At 37.2% G+C, this 16,547-nt stretch carries 13 protein-coding genes; 11 read left to right on the forward strand and 2 right to left on the reverse strand.

Going from position 1 to position 16,547, the window contains the following annotated elements:
* The first annotated feature begins 98 nt into the window (after positions 1-98).
* The 11 genes from alaS to ACK4HO_RS05890 all read left to right on the forward strand — a co-directional run bounded on the left by alaS (position 99) and on the right by ACK4HO_RS05890 (position 14,412).
* Positions 99-2,735, forward strand: a complete 2,637-nt coding sequence (gene alaS / locus ACK4HO_RS05840) for an alanine--tRNA ligase (RefSeq protein ID WP_409663880.1) — start codon at positions 99-101, stop codon at positions 2,733-2,735.
* Between the two features lie 209 nt (positions 2,736-2,944).
* Entirely contained in the window at positions 2,945-3,721 is a 777-nt protein-coding gene (locus tag ACK4HO_RS05845) for a hypothetical protein (RefSeq protein WP_409663883.1), read from the forward strand.
* A 128-nt stretch (positions 3,722-3,849) separates the two neighbouring features.
* Positions 3,850-4,806 (forward strand): GSCFA domain-containing protein, encoded by a 957-nt coding sequence (locus tag ACK4HO_RS05850; protein ID WP_409663886.1) that lies wholly within the window; start codon positions 3,850-3,852, stop codon positions 4,804-4,806.
* Between the two features lie 77 nt (positions 4,807-4,883).
* Positions 4,884-5,255 carry a hypothetical protein gene (locus tag ACK4HO_RS05855; RefSeq protein WP_409663889.1) on the forward strand — a complete coding sequence of 124 codons (372 nt, stop codon included), beginning with the start codon at positions 4,884-4,886 and terminating at the stop codon, positions 5,253-5,255.
* Positions 5,256-5,279: 24 nt separating this feature from the next.
* Positions 5,280-7,121 (forward strand): PQQ-binding-like beta-propeller repeat protein, encoded by a 1,842-nt coding sequence (locus ACK4HO_RS05860; RefSeq protein WP_409663891.1) that lies wholly within the window; start codon positions 5,280-5,282, stop codon positions 7,119-7,121.
* 63 nt (positions 7,122-7,184) lie between these two features.
* Positions 7,185-8,612, forward strand: coding sequence for a hypothetical protein (locus tag ACK4HO_RS05865; RefSeq protein ID WP_409663894.1), 1,428 nt, complete (start codon positions 7,185-7,187; stop codon positions 8,610-8,612).
* Positions 8,613-8,705: 93 nt separating this feature from the next.
* The gene (locus ACK4HO_RS05870) at positions 8,706-9,236 is read left to right on the forward strand and encodes a DUF6252 family protein (protein WP_409663897.1); all 531 of its coding nucleotides are present in this window, start codon (positions 8,706-8,708) and stop codon (positions 9,234-9,236) included.
* 95 nt (positions 9,237-9,331) lie between these two features.
* Positions 9,332-9,613, forward strand: a complete 282-nt coding sequence (locus ACK4HO_RS05875) for a hypothetical protein (RefSeq protein WP_409663899.1) — start codon at positions 9,332-9,334, stop codon at positions 9,611-9,613.
* Positions 9,614-9,663: 50 nt separating this feature from the next.
* Positions 9,664-11,556 (forward strand): tetratricopeptide repeat protein, encoded by a 1,893-nt coding sequence (locus ACK4HO_RS05880; RefSeq protein ID WP_409663902.1) that lies wholly within the window; start codon positions 9,664-9,666, stop codon positions 11,554-11,556.
* Between the two features lie 9 nt (positions 11,557-11,565).
* Positions 11,566-13,518 (forward strand): tetratricopeptide repeat protein, encoded by a 1,953-nt coding sequence (locus ACK4HO_RS05885; protein ID WP_409663905.1) that lies wholly within the window; start codon positions 11,566-11,568, stop codon positions 13,516-13,518.
* A 246-nt stretch (positions 13,519-13,764) separates the two neighbouring features.
* Positions 13,765-14,412 carry a response regulator gene (locus ACK4HO_RS05890; protein WP_409663908.1) on the forward strand — a complete coding sequence of 216 codons (648 nt, stop codon included), beginning with the start codon at positions 13,765-13,767 and terminating at the stop codon, positions 14,410-14,412.
* Here the strand turns inward: ACK4HO_RS05890 and ACK4HO_RS05895 are convergent.
* Positions 14,409-14,717 (reverse strand): rhodanese-like domain-containing protein, encoded by a 309-nt coding sequence (locus ACK4HO_RS05895; RefSeq protein ID WP_409663911.1) that lies wholly within the window; start codon positions 14,715-14,717, stop codon positions 14,409-14,411. The genes ACK4HO_RS05890 and ACK4HO_RS05895 overlap by 4 nt on opposite strands.
* A gap of 62 nt (positions 14,718-14,779) precedes the next feature.
* Positions 14,780-16,543, reverse strand: a complete 1,764-nt coding sequence (locus ACK4HO_RS05900) for an aromatic amino acid hydroxylase (RefSeq protein ID WP_409663914.1) — start codon at positions 16,541-16,543, stop codon at positions 14,780-14,782.
* Positions 16,544-16,547 lie beyond the last annotated feature (4 nt).

The following is a 16,547-nucleotide window of genomic DNA, read 5'->3' on the forward strand; positions in this document are numbered from 1 at the left end:
ACAATCTCTTCGAGGATTTTCACTACCATCAGGGCTAAACAGTAAACCATTTTTTTAAATGTAATTAATCTAAAGATCTAACAGTCTAATAATCTAAAATGAAATCACAAGACATTCGAAAAGCCTACTTACAATTCTTTGAAAGCAAAGGACACTTAATCGTTCCTTCGGCTCCAATCGTTCTAAAAGACGATCCAACCCTGATGTTCAACAACTCGGGAATGGCGCAATTCAAAGAATATTTTTTAGGAAACGGTACGCCTAAAAGCAAACGTATAGCCGATACCCAAAAATGTCTTCGTGTGTCAGGAAAACACAACGACTTGGAAGATGTAGGTTTCGATACTTACCACCACACCATGTTCGAAATGCTGGGCAACTGGTCTTTCGGCGATTACTTCAAAAAAGAAGCGTTGGATTGGGCGTGGGAATTCCTAACCGAAGTATTAAAATTAGACAAAGACCGTTTGTACGTTTCCGTGTTCGAAGGCAATCCTGCCGAGAATGTGGCTTTCGACCAAGAAGCTTGGGACATTTGGAAACAATACGTTCCGGAAGACAGAATAATTTTGGGTAACAAAAAAGACAACTTTTGGGAAATGGGTGATCAAGGTCCATGTGGTCCGTGTTCCGAAATCCATATCGATTTAAGAACCGATGCCGAAAGAGCAGCAGTTTCAGGAAGAAGTCTAGTAAACGCTGATCATCCGCAAGTAGTGGAAATTTGGAACAACGTATTCATGGAATTCAACCGCAAAGCTGATGGTTCGTTAGAAAAACTTCCTGCACAACACGTCGATACCGGAATGGGATTTGAGCGTTTGTGTATGGCGATGCAAAACGTAACGTCAAATTACGACACCGATGTTTTCACTCCACTGATTGTCAAAATTGAAGAAATCACAGGATTAAAATATACTTCCAACGAAGTTAAAAATATAAGCGAAGAACAAAACAAAACCAACATAGCGATTCGTGTGATTGTGGACCACGTTCGTGCCGTTGCTTTCGCCATTGCTGATGGACAATTGCCATCTAATACCGGTGCAGGTTATGTAATCCGCAGAATTTTGCGTCGTGCGATTCGCTACGGCTTTACGTTTTTAAATACCAAAGAACCTTTTATAAATAAGCTGGTAGAAGTTTTGGCGAATCAAATGGGAGAATTTTTCCCGGAAATCAAATCGCAACAACAATTAGTTACCAACGTAATCCGTGAAGAAGAAGCTTCTTTTTTAAGAACGTTAGACCAAGGTTTACAGTTGTTGGAAAATGTTGTGGCACAAAACAAAGGAACTGAAGTTCCGGGCGCGAAAGCGTTCGAATTATATGATACGTTCGGTTTCCCGAAAGATTTAACGGCTCTGATTCTGAAAGAAAAAGGCATGTCGTTCAACGAAAGCGAATTCGACGCGTCTATGCAAGAACAAAAAAACCGTTCACGTGCCGCTTCAGAAGTGTCGACAGAAGATTGGTCGGTTTTAATTCCGGGTAACGTGGAAACTTTCGTGGGTTATGATCAAACGGAAAACGAAGTGAAAATCACCCGTATCCGTAAAGTTGACAGTAAAAAAGACGGTGTTTTATACCAAATCGTTATAGATAACACACCATTCTATCCGGAAGGCGGAGGACAAGTGGGCGATAAAGGAACTTTGGTTTCAGCCAATGAAACTATTGACATCATTGACACCAAAAAAGAGAACAACCTGATTTTACATTTCGCCAAACAATTGCCCGAAAATGTAAATGCAGCTTTCGTAGCCAAAGTTAATACTGATTTGAGAACCTCGACTTCCAAAAATCACTCGGCTACGCATTTGATGCATTTGGCTTTGAGAAACATTTTAGGAACACATGTGGAGCAAAAAGGTTCATTGGTAAATCCAAACTATTTGCGTTTTGATTTTTCACATTTTAGTAAAGTTACCGATGAAGAATTAAGCCAAGTAGAAGCAAGTGTAAATGCCCAAATTGAAGCCCAATTGCAATTGGCAGAATACAGAAATATTCCGATTCAAGAAGCTTTGGCTAAAGGCGCGATGGCTTTGTTCGGAGAAAAATACGGAGATAGTGTTCGTATGATTGAATTCGGCGACAGTAAAGAACTTTGTGGTGGAATTCACGTGAAAAACACTGCTGACATCTGGCATTTCAAAATTGTATCTGAAGGTGCTGTAGCAGCCGGAATTCGTCGTATTGAAGCAATAACAGGCGATGCGGTGAAAGATTTTTTCACACAACAGGAAAACGCTTTGGCTACAATTAAAGAAACTTTAAAAAATCCTCAAGATACAATCAAAGCTGTGGTTTCTTTGCAAGACGAAAATGCCAAACTGAAAAAACAAATTGAGCAATTGCTGAAAGAAAAAGCCAAAAACCTTAAAGGAGAATTGGCTTCTCAATTACAAGAGGTTAATGGTGTGAAATTCTTAGCGACTCAAGTCGATTTAAATCCGGAAGGTGCAAAAGATTTGGCTTATGAATTAGGAACTTTGGGAACCAATTTATTCTTGGTTTTAGCCACTGCTGATGAAGACAAACCAATGTTGACTTGCTACATTTCCAAAGAATTAGTAGCCGAGAAAAACCTAAACGCCGGAACAGTTGTTCGCGAATTAGGGAAATACATTCAAGGTGGCGGTGGCGGACAACCGTTCTTTGCCACAGCCGGAGGAAAGAATGTTGATGGAATCAAAGAAGCTTTAGAAAAAGCAGTTGATTTTATAAAATAAAAGACAACCCTAAACATAATAAACCCTTTTAATCGATTGATTGAAAGGGTTTTATTTTATCGATGAACGGTTCAATCTGCTTCAAAATCTGCCGAATAACAGATTTATTGACAGTATGTCGAAAAATTTTCTTCCCAAAGAACAGCTTATCTACATTTGACTTGTAATTGAATACCGCCCCGTATTTTTTTACAACAAAATCTTAACCTATGAAAAAAGCTATTCAGTTTATTTTAGTTTCCCTACTCGTTTTATCGTTTGTATCGTGCTCTAGTGATAGTGACTCTGACAATCCTGTGTTGTTAAAGAAATTGACAGCCGTAACCATGGGTCAAAATGCCACGCATACTTTTTCGTACAGCGGAACTAAATTGACCAAAGTAGCTTTCGAAATTGAGGCGCAAACTGACGGAATCGGTTATGACAAATATGTATACAACGGAGATTTAATTACTGAAATTAAACGTTACGATGCCTCTAACCAAAATACGGCTACAACGCAATTCACCTACAACACCAATAATCAATTGACTGCCGTTGTAAAATTACAACCGGCGAGTAATTATGGTTTCAAAAACGTATTTACTTATAACAATGATGGTACTGTTTCGGTAACGGGTTATAGCGGCGACATCAATTCACAAACCAATTTGTCGAGTATCTCCGAAAAGTTCTATTTCCAAAATGGAGAAGTTAGTCGAAAAGAGTACAGTTCAACGACTTTGTCTTATAGTATTACTTATGCTTATGACAGCGCTCATCATCCAATGCAAAATGTGACCGGAATTAATGCGATTAAATTATACAGTTTTATTGCCAACGGATTGTTTGGGATGCAACACAATATGACGCAACAAACCACAGCGATTTCAGGAAATGCTGATACTCAGGTTACGATGCAAGCTGATTACAATACAGATAATTATCCAACAGCACTTTACAGTGAGGATGGAATATACCAATATCAATTTTCATATTTCAAATAAATCAAATCAAACACTATTTCCCGAAAACCCTTTCACCTGTCAATGAAAGGGTTTTTATTTTTGTACTATTTCGTACTTTTGACCCGAGCGTCAGCGAACTGACGAAATAAACGAATCAAAATACAAAGATGAATTTCACCACCAAAGTTCCGGTTCCTATTTATGAACATCCTATTCAGTACAGTTCTAAGTTATTGTCACTTGGTTCTTGTTTTGCCGATAATATGGGTGATAAATTCGAGTATTTTAAATTTCAAATCACTACCAATCCTTTCGGGATTATTTTCAATCCGGTTTCGATTGAGAAATTAGTAAATAGGATTGTGAACCAACGCTTGTTTACCGAAGCAGATATTTTCTTTCACAACGATTTGTGGCATTGTTACGAAATGCACTCTGAGTTAAGTTGTTGCAACAAAGAGGAGTTCTTAGAAAGATTAAATCTAACAATCCAACAATCTAATAATCTAATAATCCAAACAAGTCATATCATTATTACTTTCGGAACATCTTGGGTTTACCGTCACAATTCGACTAATGAAATCGTAGCCAATTGCCATAAAGTTCCCCAAAAAGAATTTACCAAAGAAATCCTGTCGCCTGAAACCATTGAGCAATCCATCCAAAATACCATTGCTTTAATCCGAAAAGTCAATCCCAATTGTCATTTCATCTTCACCATTTCACCGGTGCGTCACCTCAAAGACGGTTTTGCAGAAAACCAAAGAAGCAAAGCACATCTTATCTCGGCTTTACACAAATTATTGAACACTGAACACTGCGCACTGAACACAAATTATTTCCCATCATGCGAAATCATGATGGACGAACTCCGTGATTACCGTTTCTACGCCGAAGACATGCTGCATCCAAGCCAAACCGCCATCGATTACATTTGGATTCGCTTTTTTGAGCATTATATTGACTCAAAATGGTTCGGCACAATGCAAGAAGTTTGCGACATCCAAAAAGGATTAGCCCATCGTCCGTTTAACCCAAATACGGAAAGTCACCAACATTTTTTGGCCACACTTAACCAAAAGATTATCAAGCTTCAAGCTGAATTCCCGCACTTTCAATTTTAACAAAATACGACATTTGCCGTATTTCCTGCCTTAGTATTTCGCTATAGGTTTGTTATGTATTTAACAACCTAAAAACCATGAAAACAATTAAGGCACTATTGGTATTCGCATTTCTTTTGCTTTCTACTCAAAATGTATTGGCTCAAAAACCGGTACTGACAGATGATGAAGTAGTGGCGGAAACCGTTACCAAAGAGATTGATGAAGTCTTCCAATCGGAGGAATTTCTCAAAAAGAAAAACAAAAAATACGCTGAGGTCAAAGGCACTATGGTCATTGACATCGGGGTAGTGCAAAACGGGAAGGTTTCTTCCTTCTTCAAAGTAGACAGCGATATCAAGAATATTGATTTTATCAATTTCATGTCGAGCTACATTCTTGATCACAAATTCAAATTTAAACTACAAAGACAACAGCGATATAAAATTCGATACACTGTTACTTTTTAACCCTAACAATAAAAACAATAAATCATGAAAAAAATTACTTTAGTAATGCTGATGCTCGGTTTAGCAGTCGCATTACCCGCAAATGCCCAGTTTGGAAAACTTTTGGGTAAAGGCAAAGGAGCCGGAAAAAAATCGGGCAGTTTTGGTACCGTTTGGGAATCAGAATTTGACAACAAAGCTTCACGCTTAGCGGTTTCTGTAAACAATGGCAAATATATTTTGGCTACCGATGACAATTCTGCAACAGTTTTAGATGTAAATGGAAAAACAATTTGGAGTGGCGACTATAAAAAAATCACCACTAACAAAACCAACAAATGTGAATACCAATATGTAATTCAAAAATCGGGTGACAAAGGTGGTTATTTGTTTCTTTTTGACGAAAGAAAATTAGGAACCGACAGAGTAGCAGTACTCGATATCGTGACCGGAAAAGAATTGTGGAATTCTGAGGAATACCAAAACTTAATTCAAAAAGGCACCAAAGCTGAGGATGGCGGAGATGAAGGTGAATTAGAAACGGTAAAATACATTTATGAATTAGATGCTTTCCTGATTTCGCAAAAAGCTTCGGTAATTTTAGTAAAAGCAGCAACAGGAGAAAAAGTGTGGGAAACCAATCGTTTTAAAGGCGGTGTTGGAAAATACATTTATGATGCCGGCAGAAACGAAATCATCATGATTAACTTTAAGCCAACCGCATTAGGCGCTTTGTTTGCCGGATTCAAGAATCAATTAGTGAAAATTAATGCTACCAATGGTGAGATTCTTTGGGATGCCACTTTCTTAGGTACTATAGAAAAAGAATTGGTTACCAGAAGAGCGATTGTAGACTTGTGGATCAAAGGCGATAAGTTATACATGTACTTAGACGGATTACAGGTTTACAACATCAATAACGGACAAAAACTTTGGGAAGTGACTTATGAAAACGATATGGCCGGTGCCAAAGGTGGTTTGTTCAGTGGTGGAAAACGTTCTAAAATCTACCGAACTATTGCTGATCCTTTATTCACGGATGATGCAGTTTATATCGTTATTTTGGGAACAAGAGACCGCACCAAATATGTAGAGAAACATGATTTGGCTTCGGGTAAATTACTTTGGGCTTCTGAAAAAATTACCGGTGCTTTTTGTATGCCGAATATCTATAAATCAGGGGACAAAGTTTTGGTGCAAGTTGGTGGAAAAGTCCAAGTTCAGGAATTCAGATTAGAGGAAACCTCAAGCGGTTTGTCTGCCGGAATGGCATTGGGCGGTTTTGGCGGAGGTTCTGTTAAACAATGGGTTCCTTATATTTATTGGGATTATAAAGCCCAAAAGAATTCAGTATTGTGCTTAGACGATAAAACTGGGACTACTGCTTGGCGTTCTGAGAAGTTTGACAAACGCATCACCGATTTTATCATAGAAAACAACAAAACCCTTTTTGTAGGTGACGGAGATGAATTTTACGGTTACGATATTGCATCAGGCAATCAATTATTCAATGTGAAGCACAATGATGCCAAAGTAGGTAAAGCTACGGATGTAATTGACTTTGGAGAAAAAGTCGTCGTGCTTTCCGAAAAAGGATTGGCTTCCTACAACAAGAAAGACGGTTCCAGAGTTTATGCTACTGAAAAAATCCGTGGTGTCGATTATTTCTATGAAATTGAAGGGAATTATTATTTAAGAGACCAAAGAAACAGCAAAAATATCATCTACGGCATTGATATGACCAACGGGGAAACCAAAGGTTCGGTGCAATCTAAAGGTAAAGGCGGAAGTCCGCAATACGGCGCCGGAATTGATATTACCGATGACGGTGAATTTATCTTTGCTTTTAAAGGCAAAAAAGTAGAAAAGATAAAAGTAAATAATTGAGTTTTTTAGGAAGTTAGTTTTGGGACTGCAAGCAATTGCAGTCCTTTTTTAATCACAATCATTATGAAAAATGTATCCTTACTCTGTGTCGCATTCTTTGTCCTGTTTTCTGCCAATGCACAACAAATCCAATGGGCCAATAAACTCATTAAATTTTCTTCCGATTTAGGAGGAAAACAGCACGGAATAAAAAGAATATTAGGTAAACCCGATGTTTTTCCGCAAGGTGGCAGCAGTCCGAATGCCTGGACGCCCAAAAAGGCCTTAGATGGTTATGAATGGTTGGAAGTGGGTTTTGAAAAACCACAAACCGTAAAACAAGTCGCCATTTTTGAAAACCTGAATGCCGGTTGTGTAGTCAGTGTAGCGGTCGACGATGGTTCAGGAAAATACAAACGTGTTTGGTCGCGAAAAGCCAATTATAAAACGGTTACTTTCAAAGCCACGATTCCGGCTGATAGAAATTATTATTTTAAACGCAAACGAAGAAAGATTCAGGAAAGTCCGGATGTGGTCAATCCGGGTGTAGAATATGCTATACTTGAAGAAGCGGTTTCTGGCGTTGTGGCGGTTAGGGTAGAATTTAATTTTGCTTTGCTTCCCGGACAAAAAGAAGTCGATGCCATTGGAATTTCTGATTCGGAAACTCCGATTCAACCCTCAGTTAATACAACTACCACTTTTGAAAACCTTACTTTGGCTCAAACATTGAATTTACCCGAGATTGAGCCTTCAAGTTGTTCTGTTTCGGTTGATGGCAATAAATTTTTTGTTACTGCGATAAACGATACCAAGAATGAAATATACTCTTTTACCAAAGACGCTTCCGGAAAATGGAGCAATAAAAAAAATGAACCGGCACTTAATACCAATGACAGATACAATCATGTAAGATGTATAGGTAGTGATTTTATGTTGAAAGGTGGAGTCTTACACAATCCGGGAACTAATGAAACCGGCTTTGAATTATTTGCCGTAAATAATGGCGATTATCAAAATTTAGGTCACCTAAAAGTGGCAGCCTTTAATAACTATGACGATACTGCCGAAGCATTTCTTAGCACGGATAGAAAGGTTTTGATTATGGGTATTGAAACCGACTTTTCTCAAGGCGGAAGTGATTTGTATTTTGCCCAACAGAAGGAAGACGGAACTTATGGGTTTTTGCAAAATATGGGTAAGGTAATTAATTCAGCGGCCGATGAAGGCATGTGCCAGTTGTTGTCTGATAACAAAACAATGTTGTTCAGCAGTGACGGATTTAGTGCTTTTGGCAGTTATGATGTTTTTGTTTCTTATCGATTAGATGATACTTGGAAAAACTGGTCAGAACCCATAAATTTGGGAAGTAAAGTCAATACAACCGACTTTGATGGGTTGCCTTTTTATGATGAGAAAAATGAAGTGTTGTATTATATTTCCAGTCAAGACGAAACTAATGTTTTAAAATTTATTCCATTGCCTAAATCCGATTTGACAAAACAAAATTAATAATGAAGTATGGCTAAAATACGACAAATGCCGTATTGATTAACCAAGGCTAAAATGTAAGATTTGCAGTAATAACTTTAACCTTTTTTAAACATGAAAACTATGAAACAATTCGGAATCGTATTAGCCATTGCGCTAACAACTTTATTATCATCATGCAGTAGCGATGATGGAGGCGGAGGTGGTACAACAGCGTCGTTAGGGCAAGTTAAAGCCAGAGTTGGGAGCTCTAATTTTGTCTCTATGGATTTGGCGACTTTTGCCACAAAACAAGTGATAGGAGGTTTTACTACTATTATTGTGCAAGGAAGCGATGCCACAGGAAAGGCAATTCAATTGATTGTAAGCGACTATGATGGCGGTACCGGAACTTACGAAATCAGCGATACAGCTAATATCTCTGCTATTGCCAGTTATATTGAGGCCAATATCAGTAATCCAATGGCTTCTCAAACTTGGGCAGCGCCATATGATGGTTCAGGTGTGGTTGGTTCAATTACTATCAGCGAAATTTCGGATGCCAATGTTAAAGGGACTTTTACTTTTACCGGTAAAAACCAAGATGGTGTTGACACAAAAGCAATTACGAATGGCGCTTTCAATGTAAATTTTACTTCAAACTAAATTATACAATTCCGACTTTATTATAAAATACGGCGTATGCCGTATTTTTTTTTGTTTTATTTTGATGGAATTTTGAAAACTAATTATAAGCGACAATGACTTTTTTATTAATTACTGTTTTTGCTGTTCAATTGGGTTTTATTCTTTTTTTAAGGAATAAGATAACTGTGGAAAGAAACCAATTTCAGTCAAAATTAAAGCCATTAGAGGCGTTTGTTCATCAGCTCAATGAGGAACATAAAAAGCAATCCTTACAACTCCAGCTTTCAGAAGATTTAAAAACAAAAATGAAAGAGGTCAACATCGCGCTGTGTAAAAATGTTTTTGAATTGAATTATCAGTTATTGGAAGATTTGTATCCAAAAAAAGAGAGTTAGCCATTGAAAATTTTAACATTTTTAATACATTTATGCTATACAATCTCTACATGAAAAACTTTTACTACTTCATAGCCATCACATTGCTTTTTTCAGTAGAGGCGAATTCTCAGGATATAAAAAAAACGCTCATTAAGGCTTTTACTTCTCAAGATTCTTCCTATTATTACTTTAAAATTGCCAAAAAAAGCATCAAAACCATTGAAGATGAAGCGCAATACTATTTTTGCAAAAATGCCCGTTGTTGTGATTACAACCAATTAGACAGCTCCATTGTTTATGGGCAACGCGCGCTAAAATTACTCCAAAACAGCAACGATATAAATTCCCTTTTGACCGTTTATAATAATTTGGCAAAGGTTTACCGAAAACAAGGTCAATATGATAAAGCCATTGATTATTCGCTACAAGGAATCAGATTGGCTGAGAAAGAGAAGAAGGAGAACTGGATAGCTTTTTTCAATGCCATGCTTTCGCTGACTTATCATGATTTTGAGAGTTATCAAAAAGGCGTTTTTTATGGCAAGAAAGCTTTGAAATTTTGGGTAAACCAAAAAGAAAAAAATCCGGACATGATTAGCAATGCTTTAAACGCCATTGCCATCAATTTTGACGATTGGAACAAACCCGACAGTGCTTTGTTTTATCACAAAAAAGTATTCAAATATTATAAAGGCAAAGACACTCTTTATACTGGCGAGACTTACAACAATATCGGGAATACATTGCTAAAGCAAAAAAAGTTTAAAGAAGCCAAAAAATGGATCAGTTCGGCACTCAAAATCAACGATAAGAATTTTGAGATAAACAATGGTGTGAAAGACAATGATTACTACTATGAACGTGCAACGAATTACACCAATTTAGCCACCATAGCCTACGAATTAGACGATTTTAACGAAGCAGAAAAGTTGTTTGAAAAAGCCTATTTGTACGCCAAAAAAAGCGATAATGCCGAAAAATTAAGGGATTTTTATTACCATAGAGCCAAGTTCAATAAGAAGCGAAATAATCTCTCCAAAGCAGTTCAAGACCAAGAAAGTTATATCAAAATCAGGGATTCGGTTTTTGATGTGGAACGTGCGGAAACGTTCTCTGAATTAGAAGCCAAATACCAAAACGAAAAAAAAGAAAAACAATTACTACAATCGAAATCGGAAATTAGAGAACGCGAGATCGAAATTGAAAACAAAAACACACAGTTTCTTATTTTGGGTTTGATTTCGTTGGCTTTACTGTGTATTATTTATTTGGTTTATCGCCAACAAAAGCTAAAAATCAAACAACAAGAGCAAGAGTTTAAACTCAAATCGGCTATTGCCAAAATCGAAACCCAAAATAAGTTACAAGAACAAAGATTAACCATCTCAAGAGATTTACACGACAATATCGGTTCGCAACTGACTTTTATTATTTCGTCGGTAGACAATATCAAGTATGCCTTTGATATTCAAAATGCAAAACTCGACCACAAACTTTCCGGTATCAGTGATTTTGCCAAATCTACTATTATTGAGCTTCGCGATACCATTTGGGCCATGAACAAAAGCCAAATTACCTTCGAAGATTTGCAAACCCGAATCCATAATTTTGTAGATAAGGCCAAAGAAGCCAAAAGCGAAATTCAATTTAATTTTGCCGTTGGTGCCGAATTAAAAGATCTGCAGTTTTCCTCCATCGAAGGAATGAATATCTACCGAACTATACAAGAAGCTATCAACAACAGTATCAAATATGCCGTAGCAAAAAACATCGATATTTTTGTTGAAAAAATAAAAGACAAGATTCAAATTGTCATCAAAGATGATGGCAAAGGGTTTGATTTGGCCAACACAGAAAAAGGAAACGGCTTGCTCAATATGCAAAAGCGCATCGAGGAAATTAAAGGAGAATTTATTATGCAAAGCACTGAATCCGGAACCAATATCACCATATCGTTATAAATGTTGCGTATGAAAAATACATTACTTTTTATGGTTTTGGCACTGATGACCCAAACGGTAAACGCCCAAAATGCTCAGGATGTTATAGACAAATTAAAGAAAGACTTACAAGCCAATCCCGATGCCAAAAGAACAGCAAGTATTTATTCTGACCTGACTTGGTATTATTCTAAAATCAGTATAGATTCTGCCTTGCATTACGGCGGAAAAGCAACTGTTGAGGCTAAAAAGTTAAACGATTCTACTTTGATGGCTCAGGTTTATAGTGATATTGGTGCGGTTTATTTTATCAAAGGCGATTTTGTCAATTCGAAAACCAATTATTTATCGGCCTACAAAATCAGAAAGCTTAGAAAGGATGTGAAAGGCTTGGCTAAAATCAACAATAACTTGGCCAATATTTACGAAAAGACACACCAGTACAAACAAGCGATGACTTCTTTCCTCGAAGCTTTAGAATATTTTGAAGGAGTAAAAGACGAAAAAAATACCAGCATCATCAAAGGAAACATAGGTTTAATTCACCTCAAACTTAAGAATTATTCCAAAGCCCAAAAGTATATCAACGATGTGGTGCTTTATCAGGAGAAAAATAATTTCACGGAAGAATTGTGTGTTTCCTGCCTCAATTTAGGAAATGTGTATTTGCATAAACAAGACACCATTAATGCGCTGAAGTACTATGACAAAAGTGTAAAAGCTTGTACTGCTGTTGGGAATAAAAAAGGTATTTCGAGCGGATTTAACAACATCGCTTCCATCAAATCGGAACAGAAAAAATCGAAAGACGCTTTGGCTCTGTATGAAAAATCAAAGCAGGTCAGAGAAGAACTTAACTCCGAATTAGACAAGGCAAATTTTGATTTGAATCTGGCCCTAGAATTTATTACCAATAAAAAATACGTTGATGCCAAAAAACTATTGGTTTCTACCAAATCATTTTATGAGCAAACCCATCACAACGAAAAACTCCAGAAAAATTACAAGTCTTTAATCACGGTTTATTCTTATTTGAACAAGCCCGACAGTGTTGATTTTTACTTGGATAAATTAGCGGTTTTAGACGAACAGTTATTGGTTAGCAAAGCCGAAAAGCAAACGGCCGAATTAGAAACCAAATACCAAACCGAGAAAAAGGAACGACTCATTCAAATGTCAAAAGCCGAAATCGCTACTCGCGAATTGGAAATCAAGAAAAAAGAAACCCAGTTTTTAATTTTAGGATTGATTTCATTGGCCTTACTCGTGATTGTTTATTTGGTTTACCGCCAGCAAAAACTCAAAAACAAACAACAAGAACAAGAGTACGAACTCAAATCGGCGATTGCCAAAATTGAAACCCAAAATAAATTACAAGAACAACGGCTCGATATTTCAAGAGATTTGCATGATAATATTGGTTCCCAATTGACATTCATAATTTCTTCTGTTGACAATATTAAATATGCTTTTGATATTCAAAACGCTAAGTTGGATTCAAAATTGTCAGGCATTAGTAATTTTGCCAAATCAACGATTATTGAACTTCGCGATACGATTTGGGCCATGAATAAAAGCGAAATCACATTTGAAGACTTACAGACTAGAATCCATAATTTTATCGAGAAAGCACAAGAGGCTAAAGAAGATATTCATTTCAATTTTGAAGTTGATTCGTCGCTGAAAAATATAAAATTCACCTCTGTGGAAGGCATGAATTTGTACCGCACCATACAAGAAGCCATCAACAACAGCATCAAATATGCCAATCCGAAAAACATAAGCATCAGTATAACGCCAAATGACAATGCCATTTCAATCACTATTGTTGATGACGGAACCGGATTTGATATGGAGCAAGTAGAGTTTGGCAACGGCATCCACAATATGCGAAAACGGATAGCTGATAATGGTGGGTTATTCGAGATTACTTCCACCAAAGAAACCGGAACAAGAATCAGCATTCAACTGAAAAAGCACTAATTTTTTCAGTATACCACTCTGATAAAAATACGTCAAATGACGTATTTTTTTTGTCAAAATAATTAATCAAATTTGACTAATCAAGTGGTATTGATTTTTACAGAAAAAACACTTAGGTTGTTTTTATTGTTGTCCTTTTCATTCCGGGGTTTATTCAAGCTAAACCACTAGTTTGAAAAGGACTTTTTTTGTAAATCAGTATGTTACCTCAAAAAAAATAGCCAAATTTGTATTTAATTTTTAGCCATGTCCACCAGAATAGCCATAGTTGACGATAATGTTTTTTTACAAAAAGCCGTAGCCGAAAAACTCTCCTTTTTTGATGATATGGTTTTAAAGTTCACCGCTATCGATGGGAATGATTTACAGAAAAAATTAGAAGCCAATAAATGCATCGATTTAATCCTGATGGACATCGAAATGCCCGTTTGCAACGGAATTGAGGCGACTAAAATCATTAAGTCTAAATATCCGCAAATCAAAATCATCATGCTGACGGTTTTTGATAACGATGAGAATATTTTCAATGCCATTAAAGCTGGTGCCGATGGTTATTTGCTCAAAGAAGTTAACCCGAAAGAACTCCACCAAGGCATCATAGAAACTTTAAATGGCGGCGCTGCAATGAATCCTTCCATAGCGTTGAAGACACTTAAATTGCTGAGAAATCCGGTGAATTTTGAAGAAAAATGCGAGGAAGAAATCAAATTGACTTCAAGAGAGATTGAGGTTCTGGAACAACTCAGCAAAGGCTTAAACTACAACGTCATAGCCGATAATTTATTCCTTTCCCCATCAACCGTCAGAAAACACATTGAGAATATTTATACCAAATTGCAGGTGCACAACAAACTCGAAGCCATTCAAAAAGCAAAGAATAATAATTTGATTTAAAGTTTTCCTTCTAAACTCTGCCAACCACCGCCATTAATTACTTCAATGCCAACCGACTTAAGAACGGAAGCCGCTTGCGCACTTCTCATTCCCGAGCGACAACAAACGATAACCGGTTTGTCTAATTTTTTGATTTCGGCTAATTTTGCGTTAATTGTATCTAACGGAATATTTTTAGATCCTTTGATGTGTCCGTCTCGGAATTCACTAACCGTTCTAACATCGATTATCACAGCGCCTTTGTTGACAAAATCCTGAATACTTTCGGATTTACTGCCTAAACCTAACATACTTAATAGTCCCATAATTGTAATTTTTTCAGCAAAGATATTGGGTAATGGATTGGCTCGCAGTAACAAAGGTTACATTAGTGTTGTAAACTAACCTTTTCCAAAAACAAACCCAATCCACCCGAAATTAAATGGGCAATTTCAGGACGACTTTGTTTGAGTTTCTCCAAATGAATTAAGACATTGTGTAAGAGTTCGGTATTGCCGTTTTTGTCACAAAGTTCCGCTATTTCCAGGGAAAGCAACCAATCTTTAGGATGTTTGCTTTGAACCAAATCAAAAGTGTCTTCAATAGAAATTACTGCCGGTTTTCCTTCGCGAATGTTTCTAATGTTGAGGTACAAACCTTCTAATTCTTCACGTTCTGGCGATTTCTTAGCCTTAATTGTATGGCTTGAAGGAACGTGGTTAATCATGTCAAAACTGTTCACGTCAGCCTGACCGGAAAATGCTGAAATGACTTTCTTACCCACAGCCATATCATAAATGCCCCATTCCGGTTGGAATAAAACTGTGTCGTTGTGCGTTACAGTGCAATTTTTAAAACTGATAATAATAATTTCACCTTGAAGATTTCTCGAACCGGTAATGATTTCTCCGGTAACGATAATGTTGCCTTCGAATTCCAGAGTCACTTTTTCGGCTTCGTAAATGTCATAAGCTCTTAAATCACGCGGACTCATGTCTTCAATAGCCAAGTTGATGCCTTTGAGTTTTCCTATCGGTGAACCGAATCCTTCGGCGTGGTATTGTGTTCCGTGACCTACTAATTCTTTTTCGCGGTAAGACAATGCGGTTTTACCCGTTGTTTGGACATAAACCGGTTTGCCTTCGTGTTCAATTACGTTGGTAAACAAACCTGAAATCTGAATTCCGGTACTTAGTTCTATAGTCCCTAAAGCTTTAGAATTAATCAGTTTTTGAATCCCCGATAATCCGCCGGTGCGCAAAGCCATGGTATTGGCAAACTCTTCTAAAACCAAACTCAAATGGGCAAAATCAGGTGTGACATACAATTGAGGTTGTGGTTTCGTAATATCAAAACTTTGATCCGCAGCCGAAATCTCATAAGGAATTTTAGTCACGTTATCGGTCATGCACCAAGCGCTTTCACCAATAGAGGAAAGCAATCCTGCGCCATATATTTTTGGGTTGTCAACTGTTCCAATTAAACCATATTCCACAGTCCACCAATGCAGGTTTCTGATGCGAGACATCTCAGAAAGTTCTCCCATATTATTTTGCAGAAACTCGACTTGGTCTTCGGCTCTTTTTATTTCTTCGGCAGGTGTTCCTTCTGCTTCTTTTAGAATAGATAGCAAACGAATCGCTTCATACATATCACAATCGCGCGAAGACGAAATGGCCTTACAACCAATTTCCCCAAAACGACGCAAATATTCCGCATATTCCGGATTGGCAATAATAGGAGCGTGGCCTGCACCTTCATGTATAATGTCCGGAGCCGGAGTGTATTCAATGTGTTCCAATTGACGAATATCAGAAGCAATTACCAAAACATTGTATGCTTGGAATTCCATAAAAGCATTCGGTGGAATAAATCCATCCACAGCAACGGCAGCCCAACCGATTTCTTTCAAAATACGGTTCATACCATACATGTTCGGAATATTATCGACTTCCAAGCCGGTTTTTTTTAAACCTTCGAGGTAGGATTCATGCGCTACTTTTGAAAGATAATCCACATTTTTACGCATCACATAACGCCAAACAGCCTGATTAATCGGAGTGTAATCATCATAATCTTGCGGCTTGATAAACTGCTTCAAGTGCTTTGGTAATCTGTCAATCAAAGGGTTGCTTTCAAAATGGGCTTCCATAAAT

The sequence above is a fragment of the Flavobacterium sp. genome (assembly GCF_046296355.1).
Lineage (GTDB): Bacteria > Bacteroidota > Bacteroidia > Flavobacteriales > Flavobacteriaceae > Flavobacterium.

What these genes read in the sequence shown, in the direction of transcription:
- ACK4HO_RS05865 (WP_409663894.1), top strand. Translation starts at nt 7,185, where the DNA reads ATGAAAAATGTATCCTTACTCTGTGTCGCATTCTTTGTCCTGTTTTCT.
- ACK4HO_RS05870 (WP_409663897.1), top strand. Translation starts at nt 8,706, where the DNA reads ATGAAAACTATGAAACAATTCGGAATCGTATTAGCCATTGCGCTAACA.
- ACK4HO_RS05900 (WP_409663914.1), bottom strand. Translation starts at nt 16,543, where the DNA reads ATGGAAGCCCATTTTGAAAGCAACCCTTTGATTGACAGATTACCAAAG.
- ACK4HO_RS05880 (WP_409663902.1), top strand. Translation starts at nt 9,664, where the DNA reads ATGAAAAACTTTTACTACTTCATAGCCATCACATTGCTTTTTTCAGTA.
- ACK4HO_RS05895 (WP_409663911.1), bottom strand. Translation starts at nt 14,717, where the DNA reads ATGGGACTATTAAGTATGTTAGGTTTAGGCAGTAAATCCGAAAGTATT.
- ACK4HO_RS05875 (WP_409663899.1), top strand. Translation starts at nt 9,332, where the DNA reads ATGACTTTTTTATTAATTACTGTTTTTGCTGTTCAATTGGGTTTTATT.
- ACK4HO_RS05885 (WP_409663905.1), top strand. Translation starts at nt 11,566, where the DNA reads ATGAAAAATACATTACTTTTTATGGTTTTGGCACTGATGACCCAAACG.
- ACK4HO_RS05890 (WP_409663908.1), top strand. Translation starts at nt 13,765, where the DNA reads ATGTCCACCAGAATAGCCATAGTTGACGATAATGTTTTTTTACAAAAA.
- ACK4HO_RS05855 (WP_409663889.1), top strand. Translation starts at nt 4,884, where the DNA reads ATGAAAACAATTAAGGCACTATTGGTATTCGCATTTCTTTTGCTTTCT.
- ACK4HO_RS05845 (WP_409663883.1), top strand. Translation starts at nt 2,945, where the DNA reads ATGAAAAAAGCTATTCAGTTTATTTTAGTTTCCCTACTCGTTTTATCG.
- alaS (WP_409663880.1), top strand. Translation starts at nt 99, where the DNA reads ATGAAATCACAAGACATTCGAAAAGCCTACTTACAATTCTTTGAAAGC.
- ACK4HO_RS05850 (WP_409663886.1), top strand. Translation starts at nt 3,850, where the DNA reads ATGAATTTCACCACCAAAGTTCCGGTTCCTATTTATGAACATCCTATT.
- ACK4HO_RS05860 (WP_409663891.1), top strand. Translation starts at nt 5,280, where the DNA reads ATGAAAAAAATTACTTTAGTAATGCTGATGCTCGGTTTAGCAGTCGCA.